Source organism: Larkinella sp. VNQ87, from assembly GCF_049445795.1.
Taxonomy (GTDB): Bacteria; Bacteroidota; Bacteroidia; order Cytophagales; family Spirosomataceae; genus Larkinella.
The window spans coordinates 111,169-129,674 of record NZ_JBMSDT010000006.1; the positions used below are offsets into that span (position 1 = coordinate 111,169).

Below are 18,506 nucleotides of genomic sequence, written 5' to 3' on the forward strand. Positions count from 1 at the left end.
ATTTTGTCTTGATACAGAACAACTTATGAAAACAGGAATGAGTGGTTGGGTTATTTTAATGCTCGTCACAGTCGTGATGGTGGCCCCGGCGTTCCGTTCCGACGAGAAAAAGGTATACGCCATCGGCGACGTGGTTCAGAATTTTACCCTGAAAAATGTAGACGGCCGGATGGTTTCGCTGTCTGATTATAAAGGGGGTAAAGGAGTAATTCTGGTCTTTACGACGAACCATTGCCCCTTTTCAAAAGCGTACGAAGAGCGAATGGTGGCGCTCGACCGGAAATATGCTCCTCAGGGTTTTCCACTGATTGCCGTTCAGCCGAACGATCCGTCGGCTTATTCCGAAGACTCGTTCGAGAACATGAAGCTTCGGGCGCAGGAAAAAAACTTTTCGTTTCCGTATCTGCTGGACGATGCCCAGCGGGTAGCCCGGTCGTTCGGTGCCACCCGGACGCCCGAAGTATTCGTGCTGAAACAGGCTGGGGACCGCTTTACGGTCGAATACACCGGAGCCATCGACGATAGTCCGCAAAATGCCGGGGGCGTCAAGCGCCGGTTTGTCGAAGAAGCCGTCAACAACCTCCTGACGGGCCGCCCCGTCGTCACGACCACCACCAAAGCCATCGGCTGCGGCATCAAGTGGAAAAACATGTAAGGAGTTAAGAGTTATGAATTAAGAGTTAAGAGTTGGCTCCGCCACTTTACAGGAAACGGCGGAGCCAACTCTTAACTCTTAATTCATAACTCTTAACTCCTTTTTGGCACCGGATTTGTCAAGGGCCTTTTCACGAACCAATCAAACAGTAATTATTATGAAAAAGATAATGATGACGGTCAAACAACTCCGGATGCTGGCCGGAGCCGCGCTGGTGGTGGCTTCGCTTTCACTGACGGCGTGTCAAAATGATGGAAAGAATGAGTCCCGCACCGAAGATGCCATGGAAAATACCGGCGAAGCTGTAGAGGCTGATGCGGAAGCGGCCGGTGATAAAATAGAAGCGAAAGGCGAGGAAGCTGCGGCTGATTTTCGCGAAGAACGCGATAAAGTAGTGGCGGATATCAAAGAAGAACAGCGTGAGCTGGATGCCCGTATTGATAAATTAAAGGCCGATATGAAGCAGGAAGGGGCTGAAGCGAAAGCGAAAACCCAGGAAAAACTGGCCGACCTGGAGCAGGAACGCAAAGAATTGGGTGAAGACCTGGAAGACGCTCAGAATGCTACGGCAGCCGCCTGGAAAGACGTAAAGAAAGGCTTCAAACAGGCAGGTAGAAGTATCGGAGATGCGTTCGACAAGGCCGGTGAAAAACTGGACAACGACGGAAAAGACAATTAGTTTTCAGTTAGGTAATGTGGCAAAGCCGCTCCGACTTCCTTGATCGGGGCGGCTTTGTTGTGTAGAAAAACGTACACAAAGTGTTGGCGGGATTGAACACTCCTTCTTGGGGAAAGAGTCTGCTGCGCGGCTGTATTTTTTTATTTTTAAAAAATTAATGGACAAAAGTGACCGGTATCCTGAACAAGTAGACGGAATTATAGTCATTCAGGTAGAACGATCTACTTAACAGTTCCCTTTCTTTGCATTGTGCTGGTTACATTTACGTTATTACGCTATCCGCTCCGGGGTTGGTACCGGGCCTTTGCCAACATGGGCCGTTGGATGATGCAGCCTTTCCGGGCCCAGGGATTGCAGTTTCAAAAAATGATGGGTTGCGGACGAAACTTCGGCCTGGTCCCGGATCTGTCAGCTTACGCATTTCTGGGCGTCTGGACCGACGAACAGGCCGCCCGGCAATTCTTTGCATCCGACCGGTGGCGGCAGGTCTGCCAGGGGGCCAGCGAAACCGGTTCGCTGTACCTCGCTCCGCTACGGTCGCACGGGTCGTGGGATGGGCAAAACCCATTTGGCCCTTCGGCCGGAGCTCGCTCAAACGGCCTGCCCGTGGCCGTACTCACCCGCGCGACTATCCGTACGGCGGCTTTGCCGGATTTCTGGCGACACATCCCGCAGGCCCGGCAACGCCTGAACGCCCATGCCGACGAGCTATTGCTGGCCCTGGGCGTCGGCGAGAAACCGCTCGTGCAACAATGTACGGTCAGTGTCTGGAAAAACGAGAAAATTATTGACCAGTTTGCCTACCGGCAAAGCGGTCATAAAGAGGTTGTTCGACTGACCCGGGAACGGCGCTGGTACTCGGAAGAGCTGTTTGCCCGGTTTGCGGTTGTGGGTAGTGAAGGTACCTTTTTCGGTAAACCGCTGGTGCTGGAGCTGCCCGATTCTACTTCGGTGCCATCCGTATAGCGCCATCCAGCCGGATGACTTCGCCGTTCAGCATCGGGTTTTCCACAATGGCTTTGGCGAGGAGGGCATATTCCTGCGGGTGGCCCAGTCGTGAAGGAAAGGGCACCTGCTGACCGAGCGAAAGCCGGGCTTCTTCGGGTAGACCCAGCAACAGCGGTGTTTCGAACAAACCGGGCGCGATGGTCATGACCCGGATGCCGGTTCGGGCCAGATCACGGGCGACGGGCAGTGTCAGGCTGGCAATACCGCCTTTCGAAGCCGCGTAAGCTACCTGCCCGATCTGGCCGTCGTAAGCTGCAACGGATGCGGTATTGATGATGACGCCCCGTTCACCTTCGGCATTGGGTGTATTTTTCTCCATCGCAAAAGCCGCCAGCCGAATCACATTAAATGTCCCGATCAGGTTAATTTTGATCACTTTCTCAAAAACCGCCAGGGAATGTGGCCCATAGCTATCGCCTACTTTGCCGATGGTTTTGCGCGCTTCACCAATTCCGGCGCAGTTGACGGCAATCTGTAAACTTCCGAACTCCTGAACCGCCAGATCAACGGCGGCCTGTACGTCCGCTTCGCTGGTAACATCGGTCCGGATAAACCGGGCGCGATCCCGGAGATCGGCCGCGAGGGCTTCGCCTTTGGCTTCGTTGAGGTCCAGAATGACTACGTTGGCACCTTGCGCGTGGAAAAGCCGGGTGGTCGCTTCGCCCAGTCCGGACGCTCCCCCGGTGATGAGGGCTGTCGTGTTGGTAAACTGCATGGCGGTTTTTAAAGAATCGCGATCAACTCTTTCAAATGGCGGATTTCGTAGGTGGGTGCCGGTCCGTCGATCGGCAGATTAGCGACGTTATAATAAACGACGTCCATCCCGGCGTTCTGCGCCCCGCGCACATCGGCGTCGTAATTGTCGCCAATCATCAGGCTTCCCTGCACCGAAGCACCCGATACGTTCAGCGCAAATTCAAAAATACGCGGGTCCGGTTTTTTCGCTTCGGCTTTGTTGTTCGTGATGACGTGGTGAAAATAATCCGTCAGACCCGAACTCGCCATTTTCAGCGCCTGAATTTCGTCGAAACCGTTCGTAATAATATGCAGGACGTACCGATCTTTCAGATAGTCGAGTACCTCCACCGCCGATTCCATCAGGTGCGATTTGCGGGGCAGCAACTGCAAATAGGCTTCGTTCATTTCATCACAAACCGAGTGGTCGAGCACGCCGATGGCTTCCATCACCATCCGAAACCGCTTATACCGAATGTCGCTGTGGCTCAATCGGTTGTTGTCATAATCGGACCACAATTGCCGGTTGATGGTGATGAAGTGGTGGTTGAACACCTCCGCCGACTCGATGCCTAACTCCACCAGCCGAAACCGTTCGTAGAGTTCGCAGATCGATTCCATCGAATTTCGGTCGAAATCCCAGAGCGTATGATCGAGATCGAAAAAAAGATGCTTATACATAGTAAAGGAGGCTGCCCCTCACGGCGGCAAGCGTGGTTTTCAGCCATGAAGGGAAGCAAGTTAAAACGGCAACACCAAACGCTCTACCGGCTGGTCGTTAACCAGATGGCTTTCCACAATTTCTTCGACGTCTGAAAGCTGTACATTGCCGTAGTTGATGCCTTCCGGATATACCACGACCGAAGGCCCCAGGGCGCAGGTATCGAGGCAACCGGCTTTCTGGGCGCGGATTTCGATTTGCAAACCGCGTTGTTTCAGCGCATCCTTAAAAGCATCGACGAGGGCCAGGCCGTGGGCTTCTCCGCAACTTTTTTTAGGAGCGGGTTTCTGGTTGGTGCAAATGAAAACGTGTTTCTTGAATTTCATAGTCGTTCAGGCAATCGCCGGTTTGGCGAATTTCGTATATACTTTTTGTCTACAAAGGTGAGTTAAAATTCTCAGGAGTGCTAGCCTGAATTTTTTCCAAAATAATTTCAGGCACTTTGAACCTTTCGGTGACATATTGGGTCTATCCAGGGAAGGGGTCGAAAAAAGATAATTAGTTCCTTGAATAAGTCTACAAATGTGGTTTGGGTAAGAAAAGAACTTTTTTTTGCGATTTGCACAATAAAGTGTTGCATTTTGACCCAATTTTATGAAAATTATTTTTCCGGCTATTGCAAAGTATCATGAAAATATTTTACTTTGAGACAAACAAACCGGTCTTTCACTAAAAATCCCAACGCTGACACACTATCGATACAAAGCTCTACGTTACCTAACTGATTACTGAAAATGGACAAATTGCAGGTTAGCGACAGTGAGCTGATATCCCTGTACATCCGAGGTAGTGAAAAAGCGTTCGAGAAGTTGGTACAGCGCCACAAATCGAAAGTTTATACTACAATTTATCTGATAGTTAAAGACCAGTACGTTGCCGAGGATCTCATGCAGGACACCTTTATTAAGGCGGTCGAAACATTGAAATCAGGCAAGTACAACGAAGAGGGTAAATTTCTGCCCTGGATTATTCGGATCGCTCACAACCTGGCTATTGATTTTTTTAGAAAGGAAAAACGCTACCCCAATGTAGTGTTTGAGGATGGGAGTAATGTTTTCAATACGCTGGAGTTTGCCGAGGATTCGATTGAGTCGGTGCAGATTCGGCAGGAAACACACGAACATCTGCGTGAGCTGATTCAACGGCTGCCCGAGCAGCAACGTCAGGTTCTGATTATGCGGCATTACGAGGAAATGAGTTTCCAGGAAATTGCCGATGCAACCGGAGTCAGTATCAATACGGCATTGGGGAGGATGCGTTATGCTTTAATTAATTTGCGGAAGCAACTAAGCAAACGTTCCCCATATTATGATACAAATCTTTACCAACGATGACGTAATTCGTTATGTTTACGAAGAAACCTCCGCCGAGGAAAATCTTCTGATTGAAGATGCCTTAATGGCCGAACCGGAGCTGATGAGTTTCTATCTGGATACGCTGGAAATCAAGTGTTTGATGAATAAAATCGAACGTACTCCTTCCAATGCCAGCATCCAGAACATCCTGAATTTCTCGAAGAATTATACGCCAAACCCGTCCGCCTGACTGACCGGCTCGACGGGTTTTTCGTTTTCTCCGATAAACTCTGATGTTCTCTGATTAACCCTGTGTAACGTTTAGAAAGCTATTACACAGGGTTGATCAGAAAATATCAGAGTTTATCGGAGAAAGTTTAGTTCATATGCAAAAGAAAGAACGCTTTCGCCTGTTTCTTGAGTACTTCATTACCCACTTCCCGGAGCCGAAAACCGAACTGAATTACAGCAATCCGTACGAGTTGCTGGTGGCCGTGATCCTGTCGGCCCAATGCACCGACAAGCGCATCAACCAGGTGACGCCTGCTCTGTTCGCGCGGTTTCCAGAACCCGAATCGCTGGCGGCCGCGTCGGTCGAGGAGGTGTTCAGCTATATTCGCAGTGTCTCGTATCCGAACAACAAAGCGAAACACCTGGTCGGGATGGCGAAGGTTTTGACGGAGGAATTTGGCTCGGAAGTCCCGGCGCGGGTAGACGATTTGCAGAAGATGCCAGGCGTCGGCCGAAAAACCGCCCATGTCATTACCTCCCTGATTTTTAACCAGCCGACGATGGCCGTCGATACGCACGTTTTCCGGGTGTCGCATCGGCTGGGGCTGGTCCCGAAAACCGCCACGACGCCCCTGGCCGTCGAGAAGGCGCTGATGCCGTACATTCCGAAAGAATACGTTCCGAAAGCGCACCATTGGCTCATCTTACACGGCCGGTATGTGTGTGTCGCCCGCGCTCCGAAATGCAACGAATGCGCCCTGACGCATTTTTGTAAATACTATCAGCGTCTTGAACCTGGATTACACGGATTCAAGGATTAACTGGGATGGCTACCGCAATCTTTTACATCCTGTTTAATCCTTGAATCCGCGTAATCCAGGTTCAGAACTGTTCAATCCCCGCGAAGAAGAAATCGCCCTCGATTTTAGCATTTTCGTCGGAATCCGAACCATGAATGGCATTCGACTCCACCGATTTGGCGAATAGTTTCCGGATGGTACCTTCCTCGGCCTGCGCCGGGTTCGTAGCCCCGATGAGCTTGCGGAAGTCGGCCACGGCGTTATCTTTCTCCAGAATCATCGGAATAATGGGACTGGACGACATATAGCTGGTTAAGCCATCATAAAACGGCCGCTCGCGGTGAACCGCGTAAAACTGTCCGGCGCGTTCTTTGGTCAGAAGGACTTTTTTGATGGCTACAATCCGAAACCCGGCTTCTTCAATCATTTTAATGATTGCCCCGGAATGACCCTCGGCAACAGCGTCGGGCTTGATCATCGTGAACGTACGGTTGGTCGTCATGAGGAAGTTAAACAAAATATTATTTGGCTTCAAAGGTATAAAGATTAGCCAACAATTCTTTGTAATTTTGCGAATTGACAGGGCCCGTTTTTCCGGGAATAATTCTTAGAATGCACGACTTCGACGCCATCCGTGACCTGATTGAAAAGCCCCAGACGGTGCTGATAACTACCCACCTGAACCCCGACGCCGATGCGATGGGGTCGTCGCTGGGATTGGCAGGTTACCTTAAAAAGCGCAACCATCGCGTTACGGTGGTAGCTCCGACGGATTATCCCGAAAACCTCAACTGGTTGAGCGGCAACGATGAGGTACTGGTGTTCGACGAAAAGAAACGGGTCGAGATTACGAAGTTGTTCGAGCAGGCCGACGTTATTTTTTGCCTGGATTTCTCGGTTCTGAACCGCATTCGGGATTTGGAGCCCCTGGTGCGGCAGTCGAGGGCGAAGAAGGTAATGATCGATCATCACCTGGAACCTGAAGCATTCGCGGATTTTGTTTATTGGGATACAACCGCTGCCGCTACGGCACAGTTGATTTTTCAATTGATCGCCCAATTGGGCGATCAATCGCTGATCGACATACCGATGGCCGAGTGTCTGTACGCCGGAATCATGACCGACACCGGGTCGTTTCGGCACGCCAGCACGACGGGGGCTGTACACCGGGTCGTAGCCGAGCTGATCGATATTGGCATTGAAGTTAGTCCGATTCACCGGCGGATTTACGACAATATCTCGCTGGATAAAATGCGGTTTACGGGCTATGCGTTATCTGAAAAGCTGGTGGTGTTGCCCGAATACCGGTTTGCTTACATCACCATCACCGACGCCGAACTGAAGCGGTTTCGGTCGAAGATGGGCGATACCGAGGGTCTGGTCAACCAGGCGCTGGCCGTAGAAGGCGTTGTGATGGCAGCCATTCTGATCGATCGGGGTGATGAAGTAAAAATGTCGTTCCGTTCGGTGGGTGATTTTTCGGTGCGCGATCTGGCCAGTCAGCATTTCAACGGCGGAGGCCACAAAAATGCCGCTGGCGGACGCACCACGCTGGGGCTAAAAAAGACAGAAGAAAAACTGCTGAATGTGTTGCCCGCGTACCAGGGGCAATTGCTGGAAGTGGTTTGAAAGTGTATACGGTTTTCGGTTGTCCGTGATTAATAACGAATATTGAATAGCGAATAACGAAGACGGGAAACCGGATACTGAAAACCGTAAACCGAATACCATTACTCAAAACGGTTTGTGGTGGGTAGTTGACCACAGATTGAAACCAAAACGGACGAACTACAAACATTACTTTCATGAATCTCAAATCCATTAGTTCACTCTCTTTGCTGGTCGCAGTACTGGCGTCCTGCGACAACAACCGGGTGCAGGTGACCGAAAACGGCTTGAAGTACAAGTTTCACGAAGATGTCGAGGACTCCCGGAAGGCGAAAGTCGGCGATGTGATGACCTTTAACATAACCGTTAAAAACAGTAAAGATTCGGTGCTGGGCAGCAGCTACATCAATGGCGGGCCGGTGAAACAACCTTTGCAGGCATCGACGTTTAAAGGAAGTCTGGAAGAAGGACTGGCCCTGTTGAGCAAAGGCGACAGCGCCACGATCTACGTCAACGCGGATTCGATTGCTGCCCGGTCGGGTCAGCAACTGCCGCCGTTTATTCCGAAAGGCTCCGAGATCGCCTACACGATCAAAATGATCGATGTGCAGTCGATGGAAGATTTCCAGAAGGCTCAGGTGTCACTGCGGGAAAAACAGAAAGGTGTGGATGATAAAACCATCGCCGATTATGTCGCGAAAAATAAGCTGGCCGGGCAAAAAACCGCATCTGGTCTGTACTATGTTATCACACAACCCGGCGCTGGGCCGCAACCGGCATCCGGCGATGTGGTGAAGGTGAAGTATACCGGTAAGCTAATGAACGGCAAGGTGTTTGATAGCTCGGATAAAGACCCAAGGTCACAGGCTGGTATTGAATTTCCGCTGGGCCAGGGCGCAGTCATTCCGGGTTGGGATGAAGGCATCCGGCAGTTGCGGAAGGGCAGCAAAGGAATTCTGATCATTCCGTCGGGGCTGGCTTATGGTTCGGAAGGTGCTCCGGGGGCCATTCCGCCTAACTCCGTGATTATGTTTGATGTAGAGCTGGTCGACGTGAAAAAAGGCGCTGCCCCAACTCCTCCCCAGATGCCGCAGGGTGGGCGATAAGGAAAAATGAAAATCTGTCGATGAACCCGATACAGAATCTGGTATCGGGTTCGTTGTTTACAAACAGGTCCCCGGACCTGAGCAGTACGAATAACCGATTTATCTATCAACATGAAAGGAATGAAAAATTGGCCGAAATGGAGCCTCGCCGTTTCGCTGATTGGGCTTGTTGTGGCGCAACTGGGTTGTCAACCCGATCCGGGCGAAGCGCTGAACGACCGGAAACGACGCGAAAACGAAGCCGAAATTGAAGCATACCTTCGCCAGAATAACCTGACGGCGGAGAAAGACCCTACGACCGGCTTGTATATCATCAAAACCAAAGCCGTCCCGACCGGGCAGGCTCCGACCGAGGGCGATGAGGTCAAGTATTACTTTGTGCAGAAACGGCTGGATGACGTGATCGTGGATAGCTCCGAAATCGCAGCCCAGAAACCGAGCGTGGCGACTATTGGCGCTCCCCAGGCGATTACTGCCCGGCTTTACAACAGTCTGCAACTGCTGAAAGAAGGCGAGAAAGCCATCGTACTGGCCCCTTTCGACATTACCGACAACAAGAGCGGAAACCTGCTGCTCCCGGCTTTTACGCCCGTTCGGTACGATATTGAGGTGGTGAGCGTCCGGACCGAAGACGAGCAGATTCAGGATTATCTGGTGGCGAATAAACTGACGGCTGCCGAGAAGACAACCTCCGGTTTGCGGTTTTTGCTGACAAAAGCCTATCCGGATTCGGCGCAGGTGAAAACGGGGCAAACCGCCAAAGTGAAATACACCGGCCGGTTGCTGAACGGTAATCAGTTTGATATGAATAGTACGGGGCTGGATTGGAGTGTTGGAACGAGTCAGGGAATTGCCGCCTGGGATGAAGCCTTGGTGAAAATGCGGGTGGGTGAAAAAGCGACCATTGTGTTGCCTTCATCCATCGGATATGGCCCGACGGGAAGCCGCAACCAAACCACCGGTGTGTATACTATTCCGCCCTATTCGCCCCTGATGTTTGAAATGGAGGTTGTAAGTGCCAAATAACGTTGATTTTCTCATTACTTTAGGCTGCCTTTACCGAGGCAGCCTATTTTTTTAGCCTTTATGATGACACTTTGTTTTGCGACAAACAATGCCAACAAACTGGCCGAAATCTCGGCGATGCTGGGCGATCAGTTCGACCTGAAAACTTTGCAGGAGATCGGCTGTTTCGAGGAAATTCCGGAAACACAGGATACCATTGCCGGCAACTCGCGCCAGAAAGCCCAGTACGTCTGGGAGCATTTCCGCGTCAATTGTTTTGCCGACGATTCGGGCCTGGAAGTCGATGCGCTGGATGGCGCACCCGGTGTTCATTCGGCCTATTACGGCGGCCACCCGCGCAGCTACGAACGAAACGTAAACCTGCTATTGACGAATCTGGAAGGTAAAACCGACCGCAAAGCCCGCTTTCGGACCGTAATCACGCTGGTGCTCGATGGGCAATACCACGCCTTTGAAGGCGTTGCTGAAGGCGTTATTTTAACCGAGCCACGCGGCACCGGTGGTTTTGGCTACGACCCGGTTTTCCAGCCCGATGGCTACGACCGGACCTTTGCCGAAATGAGCCTGGACGAAAAAGGAGCCATCAGCCACCGCCGAAAAGCCTTCGAAAAACTGATCGCCTTCCTGAAGAAGTAACGTCTTAGCAGTCCCCAAGCCCGCAGGGCTGCCCCATGGATAACCCCGGATTGAATCCGGGGCCTGAGCCGGGGCGAGTGGGCCGTAGGGCAACGCTGTCGCCCTCACAAGCAAAAAGGCTCGCCGACAGCGAGCCTTTTTGAATTCAATCGGATCGGGTGATCAATAAAACTTCGCCCGACGGTCTTTGATATTGGCGTTTTCGCGAATGGCTTCATTAATCATAAAGCCGGTTCGGCTGCTGGCGTTTTGCTGCAACTGATTTTTGTAAATCGCATAGTCTGCAACGGGAGGAGCCGGGGTTACCTTGGCCGCTTCCACAATTAACACACCGGCATCACCCGCAAACGGTTTCGAGCGTTTGCCCGGTTTCAGTCCAAAGATTTTACCCACCGCTACCGGGTCGACACCAGCGGTTTTCAGAAAACCGTTCGCCAGATTGAGGTCCGACACGGTTTCAACCAGGGCACCGGCACCGTATTTCTGCGCAATGGATTCGAGCGTTCCCGATGCGTTGCCCAGCTTCGCGATGATCTGCTCGGCTTTCAGTTGGTTGCGTACTTTCGTTGTCAGTTCCGGCCGGAAGTTTTCAATCGAAACCTCGTCTTCCGAGGTTTCACCGGTCAAAACCGCTACTACGTACTGGTCATCCACTTCAATGGCCGAGGATACATCATTGAGGTCCGTATCCTCGTTGAAGGCCCAGCGAACCAGTTCACGGGCACTGCCGAGGGCGTTCACGCTGGTGGCATTTTCCGGAATGCGTTCGGCCGTGGCGACAACCAGCGTCTTGTCTTTCTTGGCATTTTCGTCAAACTCGGCTTTCGTTTTGCTTTCCGTCGCAAATTGCTCAGCTTTCCGGTATACCTCATCACGGGTGGCCTGGCTCGGGGTGATGGTTTTCCCGATCGTCGAAATCCGGTACAGCGTATTCGTTTTCGGCTCGGTTATTTTGATGATGTGAAAACCGTATTCGGTTTCGACCAGGCGGGGAATCAAACCTGTCCCATTGAAACCGAATACCGCATCCTGGAACGGCTTCACCATCTGGTTGTTATTTTTAAAATAACCCAGGTCACCGCCCTGCTGAGCCGAGCCATCGGCGCTGTTGGTTTGAGCCATAACTTCAAAGCTTGCTCCGCCCTGGATCTGCTTCAGAATACCTTCGGCACGGGTACGGGCTGCGGCTTTGGCCGAGTCTCCACCAGCGGCCCGAATCAGGATGTGGCTGGCCCGAACCGTAAAGTTCGTGTCTTTCTTCACCCCGCCGTATTTGTAAATAAAATACGTATTTCCTTCCTTATATGGCCCGTAAACGCCACCGGGTGCAAATGTGCCGACCGTAGCCCGCAATTGTTCGGGCATTTCACCGAGCGTCATGTACAAGGGGGCTTGCACGTCGGAATTCATCCGGGCGTAGGAGGAGTCGTTGGTTGCGCTGGCCAGACCGCGCGCCAGGTTCTTAATCTGCTCGTACAGCGCCGTGCTGTCTTCTTTCGAAGGTGCCACCGGGAAGGTGACATATTGGATAGTGCGGCTATTGAAACTTTTGTATTCGTCCTTGTGCTTGTCGAGGTAGTCCTGCAACTGGCTGTCAGTTACTTTAACGGTTGTATCCGGTACGGAGTAGTACGGAACCAGCAGGAATTTGGCATCGGCACGAGTATTTTGCGCCTGGTATTCTTTCTGTGCTTCGGCGGTAGTGACAAACGACGACAACCGGAGCAGGTTTTCGTATTTCGTCCGCATGCGGTCGGCGCTCAGATTCCTCTCAAAGTTGGCCCACGCTTGCTGTTGTTCGGCCGGTAAGGTTTTAAGGCTTTTGAGGTAATTGATAACCGTATTCTTGTCGAACGCGCCGGTTTTAGGGTCTGTAAACGTTTGCCGGATAGCTGGGCTGATGTAATTTCCCTGCACCATGTCGACCAACTCGTCCGACGTGACCGCCAGCCCCAGGGCTTCGTATTCTTTCTGGTAGGCAATGTCTAAAATGAACTGGTTCCAGGCCTGATCACGGAGTTGAACCTGGTCCTGCTCGCTCGCGGGGCGTCCGGTTTGTTGTTCATAGGCCGCCCGGGCTTCATCAACTTTCGCGTTAAACTCCTGGTAAGAAATGGTTTGGCCGGCAATTTCACCTACTGTCTGATCCTGGCCGCCAAACAGGCTCCTCGAACCGAGCAAATCCCCTCCTACGATAAATAAAATCAAACTGACAGCAATAATACCTACCGCTAGGCCCGATTTTTCCCTGATCTTGTTAATTAAAGCCATTGTTAGTTACACAAAAATTAGAACCGCAAAATAACACTTTTTCTGACAGAAACACAAGACAAAAGCCGGGCCAAACCGGCTGGAAAAGTCAGTGAGCGAGAACCTTTAGAAACCGGCTTCTCCGGTAGTTCCGAAAAAATGCAGGGCCTCAGATATAAAAGGCAGCCGTTCAACAAAGGAAACCACCTGCTTAAATTGCATAAAAAAGGGATAGAGGTACTCGAGTCGCAGATAGTTGCCAGGAAATGAGATGGTATAGGCGAGGAGAAGTTCTGGAGAAAGTCCGCATTATTTCAATGCAGTTAAGCCGACAACAACAGCCTATTGCTTTATGATTTGCAATGCAATCTGACCGGTTTTGGCCAGACCAAATGAATGGTGAGACGAAGAAGTAATCTATTAACGTACTGATTTGTAGGGGAGTAGAGCGGGTTTGAAAAAGAATAGTGAGTGTGAACAAAAAGAAGACAAGAGAACAGAGTTAAATAACGCAGCCGAAATGGTATTTAAGTAAGCTACCTCGAATCTTATCGTATTAATTCAAAATGATGACTATTTCTTATAAAACCAGATTCATTTTTGATAAGATTTTATATATAATGGATAACTAGGGCGGGTAAGAAAAAAGGAATGCCCTGGTCAAGCCAGGCGAATCACGAAGGCTGTGAAGCGGATTTTACCCCAACGAGCAAACAAATTAAAGGGCAGAGACTAAGAATAAATTTTCTTTTCAACCTATTAGAAATGAGGGCCTTTCCAGCCTGAAAAAATATACTTTTTCAACACCGGGAAGATTGCGATGTAGTAATCTTCCCGGTGTTGAAAAAGCACAAACAGATTACTTCATGCCGTCCTGAATAGCTTTTGCTGCGTCGTAATGTTTCTGAAGTGTAGGCAGCGTTTTACCGGCAAACGCTTTTACATCCGCATCCTTGGCACCAAAAGATGCTTCCTTGAATAAATCAATGTCTTCTTTATGATCATCGACCATTAATTTGACATATTCCTTATCGAACTCAGCGCCCGAAAGCTTGCTTAGATCATCCACATGTTTCTGGTGATCTTCGCTCAAAGTAGCCGGAATGGTGATATTTTTAGTGGCTGTCAATGCCTTTAATTCCTCATTCGCCTTCGAATGTTCGGTAACCATCATCGCAGCGAAATCTTTCACCTGCGGGCTTTGGGCTTTTTGGGCAGCCAATTTGCCCAATTCTACTTCCATCATGCCGCCACTGGCCGCTTTCACGGCAAATTCGGAGTCATCTTCTGGCTTGTTCTTTGCCTCATTCACTTCCTCAGCCTGTTCGGCACTGTCTTTGTTACTGTTGCTATTACATGATTGGAAGGTCCAAGCACTCAGGAGCAGCAGCAGAATTGCGCTAACTTTTTTCATAGTCGTTGAGTTTTGTTGATACCTTAAATGGTATTGTTGTTATCCAATTCATAGGACTTATTTTACATAACTGAAAACCAGCTTTGAAGGTTTTTCAAGCTTCTGCTAATCCGGCAATCTTTACATACCATATTAGGTATATAAACAGGAAGACCTTTCTTTAATTGCTTTATATGCCCTGATTGCAGAATTATTTTCCGGTTTTTCCTTTTTTGATAATGGTAAAAATATGACCGGATAAAAACTAGAGAGGAACTAACTACTGAAGATAAATAGAAAATAAAGCGGATCATCGGGCTACATTCCATTTAGCCCAACATCTATAATACTCTGGATTCGACTCATCCTATTGCCCATCTACTCCTAAAAAGGACGATTTTTATTGCAGTATTTTAAATCCTCTTACGCAAATTATATACAGAATTATATACCTTTGTGCACGAACAATCTTTTAACGTACCCAATGAAAATAAAACCGAACAAAATCCGTTTTTTCTCACCAGTGGATAATTCGGATGAAGCGCCCAAAGTGGCACCGAAAGAGACAACATTCACTACATCGGTAACCAAGACAGGACGGTTGGCATTTCCTCAAAAATTAATGGAAGGGCTAAGCATTGATCCGTCAAAACCGCATTATAAAGTAGGGACGGTAAACCGCCGGAAAGGTGTAAAAGCCTTGTATTTGATGCCGACGGAAGCCGGTGATTCTGAAGCATTTGAGCTGGCTAAAACTGGTCGTGGTTATTCCATTCCACTGAAAGGGGTATTCCAGAAAATAGGTCTCAATTTTCAGGACCAGGAGTACACATTCACCATTAAACCGTTTGATTTCGGCGATGGAGTTTGGGGGTATGAACTGGTCTCGGATCAGCAAACTCCCCGGACAGGTGGGTCGGATGAATCGGATGAATAAACTTCGAATAGCCGGAATGTTGCTCGTTTTATTGATAAGCCTTTCCGGCTATTCTCAATCTCAATTTACCCGGGAAATTGCCGTTCATCGGGAAGAATACAAGGCGGAATTTCTGAAATCAGCGAAAAGCCCGCTCAAAAAAAAAGACCTCCAATACCTGCGTTTTTTTGAACCGGACTCTACGTATCGGGTTGAAGCCACTGTGCTGCGCACGCCCGACGCCCAACCTTTCGAGTTGCCCACCTACGACGGTCAGAAAAAGATGTATGTTCAATACGCAGTGCTGGCCTTTCAACTAAACGGCAAATCGATTCAGCTATCCATCTACCGCAGCCTGCAACTGGCCCGCTTACCCCAATACCGCGACTATTTATTTCTCCCTTTTAAAGACCTGACCAACGGCCGGGAAACCTACGGCGGAGGACGCTACATGGATTTGCGCCTGGGCGATATCAAAGAAGGGAAACTCATACTCGATTTTAACAAGGCCTATAATCCGTACTGCGCCTACAGTGACGGGTATGCCTGCCCCATTCCGCCGAGAGAAAACCACCTGGCTGTCCGCATTCCGGCCGGGGAAAAGAATTATGAGTTAAGACGGGGCCGCCCGCGCGGTTAAGAGTTAAAAATTAAGAGTGATGAGTTAAGAGTTAAGAGTTGGCTCCGCCACTTTACAAAAGACGGCGGAGCCAACTCTTAACTCTTGTTAGCTCCATTCGCGGTCGGCGGAGTCGCGGGTGTTCCAGGCGTCGGTGGGAGCAAACCAGGTCGCGCCTTTTTTGAGGAATTTCTTGGCAACCTCTTCGTTTAGTTCCACGCCCAGACCCGGTTTTTCGGGCACTTTCACGAATCCGTTCTCGACAATCGGTTTCATGCCGGTGATGAGGTCCTCCCAGCCTTCTACATCGACGCCGTGGTGTTCGAGAGCGACGAAGTTTTCGGTAGCAGCCGCGCAGTGGACGTTCGCCATCATGCAGATCGGCGATCCGGCAAAGTGCATCGCCATCGGAATGCCTTTTTCTTCGGCATAATCGCCGATTTTCTTGGTTTCGAGCAAACCGCCCGATGACGCCAGATCCGGGTGGATCATGTCAACGGCCTTGGAATCAATGAGTTTGATGAACTCCGTTTTCCCAAAAATGTCTTCACCGGTCAGCGTCGGCGTGTCGATGGCATCCGAAATCTGTTTCCATTGGTCGTGGTAAAACCAGGGGACCAGATCCTCCAGCCACGCCAGCCGGAATGGGTCCATGGCTTTGCCGATCTGAATGGCGGTATTAACGTCGAAGTGTCCGAAGTGGTCGGCGCACAGGGGCGTATCGTAGCCCACAATTTCGCGGACCTTGCTGACGTGTTGCGCCAGTTTGTCAATCCCTTTCGAAGTCACCTGAATCCGGGTAAAGGGGTGTTTGGTCATGGCGTAATTCCCTAACTTCTGCGCCCCGTTATCACTCCACTGGTTCCGGACATTCCAGCCGTTGGCACCCACCAGCGTACCGGGTTCGCCCACCAGCATCTGGATACCGAAGTCCATCTTTAACCAGGTGTAGCCCTGTTTCCGACGTTGCTCCATGTTTTTGGCAAAGTCGGTATAGTCCTTGCCTTCGGGGGTATCGGCATACAGCCGGACGTGATCCCGGTATTTGCCTCCCAGCAACTGATAAGCGGGTACGTTGTAGGCTTTCCCGGCTAAGTCCCAAAGGGCCATTTCAACGCCACAGACACCCCCGGCGGCCCGGCTATGTCCGGCAAACTGCCGAATTTCTTTAAAAATCTTCTCGACACTGCACGGATTCTTGCCGAGCAGACGACTTTTCAGCATCAGCGCGTAATTCGGGCTGGCACCGTCGCGGACCTCGCCCCAGCCCACTAACCCCTGGTTGGTATCGATGCGGATAATGGGACTCGAAAACGGAACGCCCTGCAAAACCGCCACGCGCAAATCCGTGATTTTCAGTTCAGACGGTTTTGAGTCACGCTTTACTTTCTGAGTAATAAATTCCATCTCCTGCTCGTGCTTTCCATCGAATAGCAGACCGAGCGACAACCCGCCCAGTGTTGAGTTCCGCAGAAAGTTGCGCCGGTCGACACCGGAAGGCGAAGCTGCGGGCAGGGAGGAGAGAGATGAAGGGGCCGGATGCTTTTTCAGCCACTCCAATAAGTGTTGAACTTTTTTCATGGGTTAACTGGATTTAGGAAATACTATTTCATGAAAGTGATAACCCGGTATGGCATAGGTATCTACGGAGTTATCGTTCAAATTTATTGGGAAAAATAATGAAAAAGCTTACTTTCCTGCTTCAAAAGTCCTATTTTTTTCCAAAACAGGCTAAAGTCAGTATTTTGTCGGTTCCTCGGTCTTTTAAGGAAATCGATTTATTTTTGGCCTTTATCGAAGAGAGAAAAGCGTTGGTTCAATCCGCTGCTTGCCTTCGTAAAAAAATTGTCAGTTTGCCTTGCCATTTTCTATTCCTAAACAAAAACCATGATCAAGAAAACTTTACTCGCCCTGACCATTGCTCTCGCAGCAGGTCTTGACGCTCAGGCCCAGCGAATTGGGTCGTCGCCCGAATACGTCACCGAACTGACCCGCAACTGGAAAGGTGAACGTTTCCCGGACGGACGCCCGAAAGTACCGGATCTGGTGCTGGAACGTCTGCAAAACTGTACCCTGGAGCAAATTTGGGGCTACCTGGGCAACAAAGGGTACCGCAACCAGGTCGAGAAAAACTGGGTTATCCTGAAACCGGGCGAAACCATGACCGGCCGTGTCGTGACGGCACAGTTTATGCCCACTCGCCCCGATCTCGACAGCCTGGTTCGGCGGAAAGGCAAGGAGGAAGGCCGTTCGCAGAAAGGCGGGATCAACATCTGGCCTATCGACATCCTGACGAAAGGCGATGTGTACGTGGCCGACGGCTACGGAAAAATCAAAGACGGCACGCTGATTGGCTCCAGCCTGGGCAATGCGATCTATGGAAAAACCGGCAAGGGCGTGATTTTCTACGGATCGATCCGCGACATGCAGGAACTGAAAGATACCAAAGGCTTCAACGCCTGGGTGAAAGGCCACGATCCGTCGTACATCAAGGACATGACGCCCACCTCCATCAACGCGCCGATCCGGATTGGTGATGTGACGGTTTTTCCGGGCGATGTGGTGTTTGCCAATGAATACGGCGTAGTGTTTATTCCGGCCCATTTGGTCGAGGGGCTGGTGGCGGCTTCGGAAATGACGGCCCTGCGCGACGAATTTGAACGTTATTTATTGCAACAAAGCAAATACCCCTCGGGCGAGATTCACGGCGACTGGTCGGCCAAGATCAAGGACGAATTCCGCGCCTGGGTGGGCAAGTACCCGAAAAAATTAGCCATTACGCAAAAAGACATTGAAGCGTATTTAGCCAAAGACGGCCATTAATCAAC

The 18,506-nt window shown here is 50.4% G+C and carries 20 protein-coding genes; 13 read left to right on the forward strand and 7 right to left on the reverse strand.

Going from position 1 to position 18,506, the window contains the following annotated elements; all coding sequences use genetic code 11:
• The first annotated feature begins 25 nt into the window (after nucleotides 1–25).
• The 3 genes from ACO2Q8_RS11730 (at nucleotide 26) to ACO2Q8_RS11740 (ending at nucleotide 2,300) form a co-directional block, all read left to right on the forward strand.
• Nucleotides 26–655, forward strand: coding sequence for a thioredoxin family protein (locus ACO2Q8_RS11730; protein ID WP_423344999.1), 630 nt, complete (start codon nucleotides 26–28; stop codon nucleotides 653–655).
• A gap of 157 nt (nucleotides 656–812) precedes the next feature.
• Complete coding sequence (locus ACO2Q8_RS11735) at nucleotides 813–1,334, forward strand: hypothetical protein (protein WP_423345000.1); 522 nt, start codon at nucleotides 813–815, stop codon at nucleotides 1,332–1,334.
• A gap of 249 nt (nucleotides 1,335–1,583) precedes the next feature.
• Nucleotides 1,584–2,300, forward strand: coding sequence for a DUF3291 domain-containing protein (locus ACO2Q8_RS11740; protein WP_423345001.1), 717 nt, complete (start codon nucleotides 1,584–1,586; stop codon nucleotides 2,298–2,300).
• On the opposite strand, the gene ACO2Q8_RS11745 is transcribed toward ACO2Q8_RS11740, so the two are convergent.
• Genes ACO2Q8_RS11745 through ACO2Q8_RS11755 form a run of 3 tightly spaced genes read right to left on the reverse strand, consistent with a single transcriptional unit; the run spans nucleotide 2,278 to nucleotide 4,124 of the window.
• Nucleotides 2,278–3,057, reverse strand: a complete 780-nt coding sequence (locus tag ACO2Q8_RS11745) for a 3-hydroxyacyl-CoA dehydrogenase (RefSeq protein WP_423345002.1) — start codon at nucleotides 3,055–3,057, stop codon at nucleotides 2,278–2,280. The two genes, ACO2Q8_RS11740 and ACO2Q8_RS11745, sit on opposite strands and share 23 nt — an antisense overlap.
• 8 nt (nucleotides 3,058–3,065) lie before the next feature.
• Nucleotides 3,066–3,758: a YjjG family noncanonical pyrimidine nucleotidase gene (locus tag ACO2Q8_RS11750; protein ID WP_423345003.1), complete on the reverse strand. Its 693-nt coding sequence runs from the start codon at nucleotides 3,756–3,758 to the stop codon at nucleotides 3,066–3,068.
• 60 nt (nucleotides 3,759–3,818) lie between these two features.
• Complete coding sequence (locus tag ACO2Q8_RS11755) at nucleotides 3,819–4,124, reverse strand: (2Fe-2S) ferredoxin domain-containing protein (protein WP_423345004.1); 306 nt, start codon at nucleotides 4,122–4,124, stop codon at nucleotides 3,819–3,821.
• Between the two features lie 408 nt (nucleotides 4,125–4,532).
• Between ACO2Q8_RS11755 and ACO2Q8_RS11760 the strand changes: the two genes are divergently transcribed.
• The 3 genes from ACO2Q8_RS11760 (at nucleotide 4,533) to nth (ending at nucleotide 6,145) form a co-directional block, all read left to right on the forward strand.
• A complete protein-coding gene (locus ACO2Q8_RS11760) occupies nucleotides 4,533–5,132 on the forward strand; it encodes an RNA polymerase sigma factor (protein ID WP_423345005.1) in 600 nt (199 codons plus the stop codon).
• Nucleotides 5,107–5,343 (forward strand): hypothetical protein, encoded by a 237-nt coding sequence (locus ACO2Q8_RS11765; RefSeq protein ID WP_423345006.1) that lies wholly within the window; start codon nucleotides 5,107–5,109, stop codon nucleotides 5,341–5,343. Before ACO2Q8_RS11760 ends, ACO2Q8_RS11765 begins: the two co-directional genes overlap by 26 nt.
• A 136-nt stretch (nucleotides 5,344–5,479) precedes the next feature.
• Nucleotides 5,480–6,145 (forward strand): endonuclease III, encoded by a 666-nt coding sequence (nth, locus tag ACO2Q8_RS11770; protein ID WP_423345007.1) that lies wholly within the window; start codon nucleotides 5,480–5,482, stop codon nucleotides 6,143–6,145.
• Between the two features lie 61 nt (nucleotides 6,146–6,206).
• Here nth and ACO2Q8_RS11775 read toward each other — a convergent pair whose 3' ends face one another.
• On the reverse strand, nucleotides 6,207–6,626 hold the full coding sequence (locus ACO2Q8_RS11775) for a nucleoside-diphosphate kinase (RefSeq protein ID WP_423345008.1): 420 nt from the start codon (nucleotides 6,624–6,626) through the stop codon (nucleotides 6,207–6,209).
• Between the two features lie 110 nt (nucleotides 6,627–6,736).
• Between ACO2Q8_RS11775 and ACO2Q8_RS11780 the strand changes: the two genes are divergently transcribed.
• The 4 genes from ACO2Q8_RS11780 to rdgB all read left to right on the forward strand — a co-directional run bounded on the left by ACO2Q8_RS11780 (nucleotide 6,737) and on the right by rdgB (nucleotide 10,500).
• Nucleotides 6,737–7,753 carry a DHH family phosphoesterase gene (locus tag ACO2Q8_RS11780; RefSeq protein ID WP_423345009.1) on the forward strand — a complete coding sequence of 339 codons (1,017 nt, stop codon included), beginning with the start codon at nucleotides 6,737–6,739 and terminating at the stop codon, nucleotides 7,751–7,753.
• Nucleotides 7,754–7,929: 176 nt separating this feature from the next.
• A complete protein-coding gene (locus ACO2Q8_RS11785; RefSeq protein ID WP_423345010.1) occupies nucleotides 7,930–8,838 on the forward strand; it encodes an FKBP-type peptidyl-prolyl cis-trans isomerase in 909 nt (302 codons plus the stop codon).
• 120 nt (nucleotides 8,839–8,958) lie between these two features.
• The gene (locus tag ACO2Q8_RS11790; RefSeq protein ID WP_423345011.1) at nucleotides 8,959–9,864 is read left to right on the forward strand and encodes an FKBP-type peptidyl-prolyl cis-trans isomerase; all 906 of its coding nucleotides are present in this window, start codon (nucleotides 8,959–8,961) and stop codon (nucleotides 9,862–9,864) included.
• A 63-nt stretch (nucleotides 9,865–9,927) separates the two neighbouring features.
• Nucleotides 9,928–10,500: an RdgB/HAM1 family non-canonical purine NTP pyrophosphatase gene (rdgB, locus tag ACO2Q8_RS11795; protein WP_423345276.1), complete on the forward strand. Its 573-nt coding sequence runs from the start codon at nucleotides 9,928–9,930 to the stop codon at nucleotides 10,498–10,500.
• A gap of 162 nt (nucleotides 10,501–10,662) precedes the next feature.
• Here the strand turns inward: rdgB and ACO2Q8_RS11800 are convergent, their stop codons facing one another.
• Complete coding sequence (locus ACO2Q8_RS11800; RefSeq protein ID WP_423345012.1) at nucleotides 10,663–12,771, reverse strand: peptidylprolyl isomerase; 2,109 nt, start codon at nucleotides 12,769–12,771, stop codon at nucleotides 10,663–10,665.
• An 838-nt stretch (nucleotides 12,772–13,609) separates the two neighbouring features.
• The gene (locus tag ACO2Q8_RS11805; RefSeq protein ID WP_423345013.1) at nucleotides 13,610–14,164 is read right to left on the reverse strand and encodes a DUF4142 domain-containing protein; all 555 of its coding nucleotides are present in this window, start codon (nucleotides 14,162–14,164) and stop codon (nucleotides 13,610–13,612) included.
• A 463-nt stretch (nucleotides 14,165–14,627) separates the two neighbouring features.
• On the opposite strand from ACO2Q8_RS11805, the gene ACO2Q8_RS11810 reads away from it, so the two are divergent.
• Both ACO2Q8_RS11810 and ACO2Q8_RS11815 read left to right on the forward strand, forming a co-directional pair.
• Nucleotides 14,628–15,080, forward strand: coding sequence for a hypothetical protein (locus ACO2Q8_RS11810; protein ID WP_423345014.1), 453 nt, complete (start codon nucleotides 14,628–14,630; stop codon nucleotides 15,078–15,080).
• 16 nt (nucleotides 15,081–15,096) lie between these two features.
• Complete coding sequence (locus ACO2Q8_RS11815) at nucleotides 15,097–15,699, forward strand: DUF1684 domain-containing protein (protein WP_423345015.1); 603 nt, start codon at nucleotides 15,097–15,099, stop codon at nucleotides 15,697–15,699.
• Between the two features lie 87 nt (nucleotides 15,700–15,786).
• On the opposite strand, the gene ACO2Q8_RS11820 is transcribed toward ACO2Q8_RS11815, so the two are convergent.
• Complete coding sequence (locus ACO2Q8_RS11820) at nucleotides 15,787–17,259, reverse strand: mandelate racemase/muconate lactonizing enzyme family protein (RefSeq protein ID WP_423345016.1); 1,473 nt, start codon at nucleotides 17,257–17,259, stop codon at nucleotides 15,787–15,789.
• Between the two features lie 306 nt (nucleotides 17,260–17,565).
• Here ACO2Q8_RS11820 and ACO2Q8_RS11825 point away from each other — a divergent pair, with 306 nt between their 5' ends.
• Nucleotides 17,566–18,501 carry an RraA family protein gene (locus ACO2Q8_RS11825; protein ID WP_423345017.1) on the forward strand — a complete coding sequence of 312 codons (936 nt, stop codon included), beginning with the start codon at nucleotides 17,566–17,568 and terminating at the stop codon, nucleotides 18,499–18,501.
• Nucleotides 18,502–18,506 lie beyond the last annotated feature (5 nt).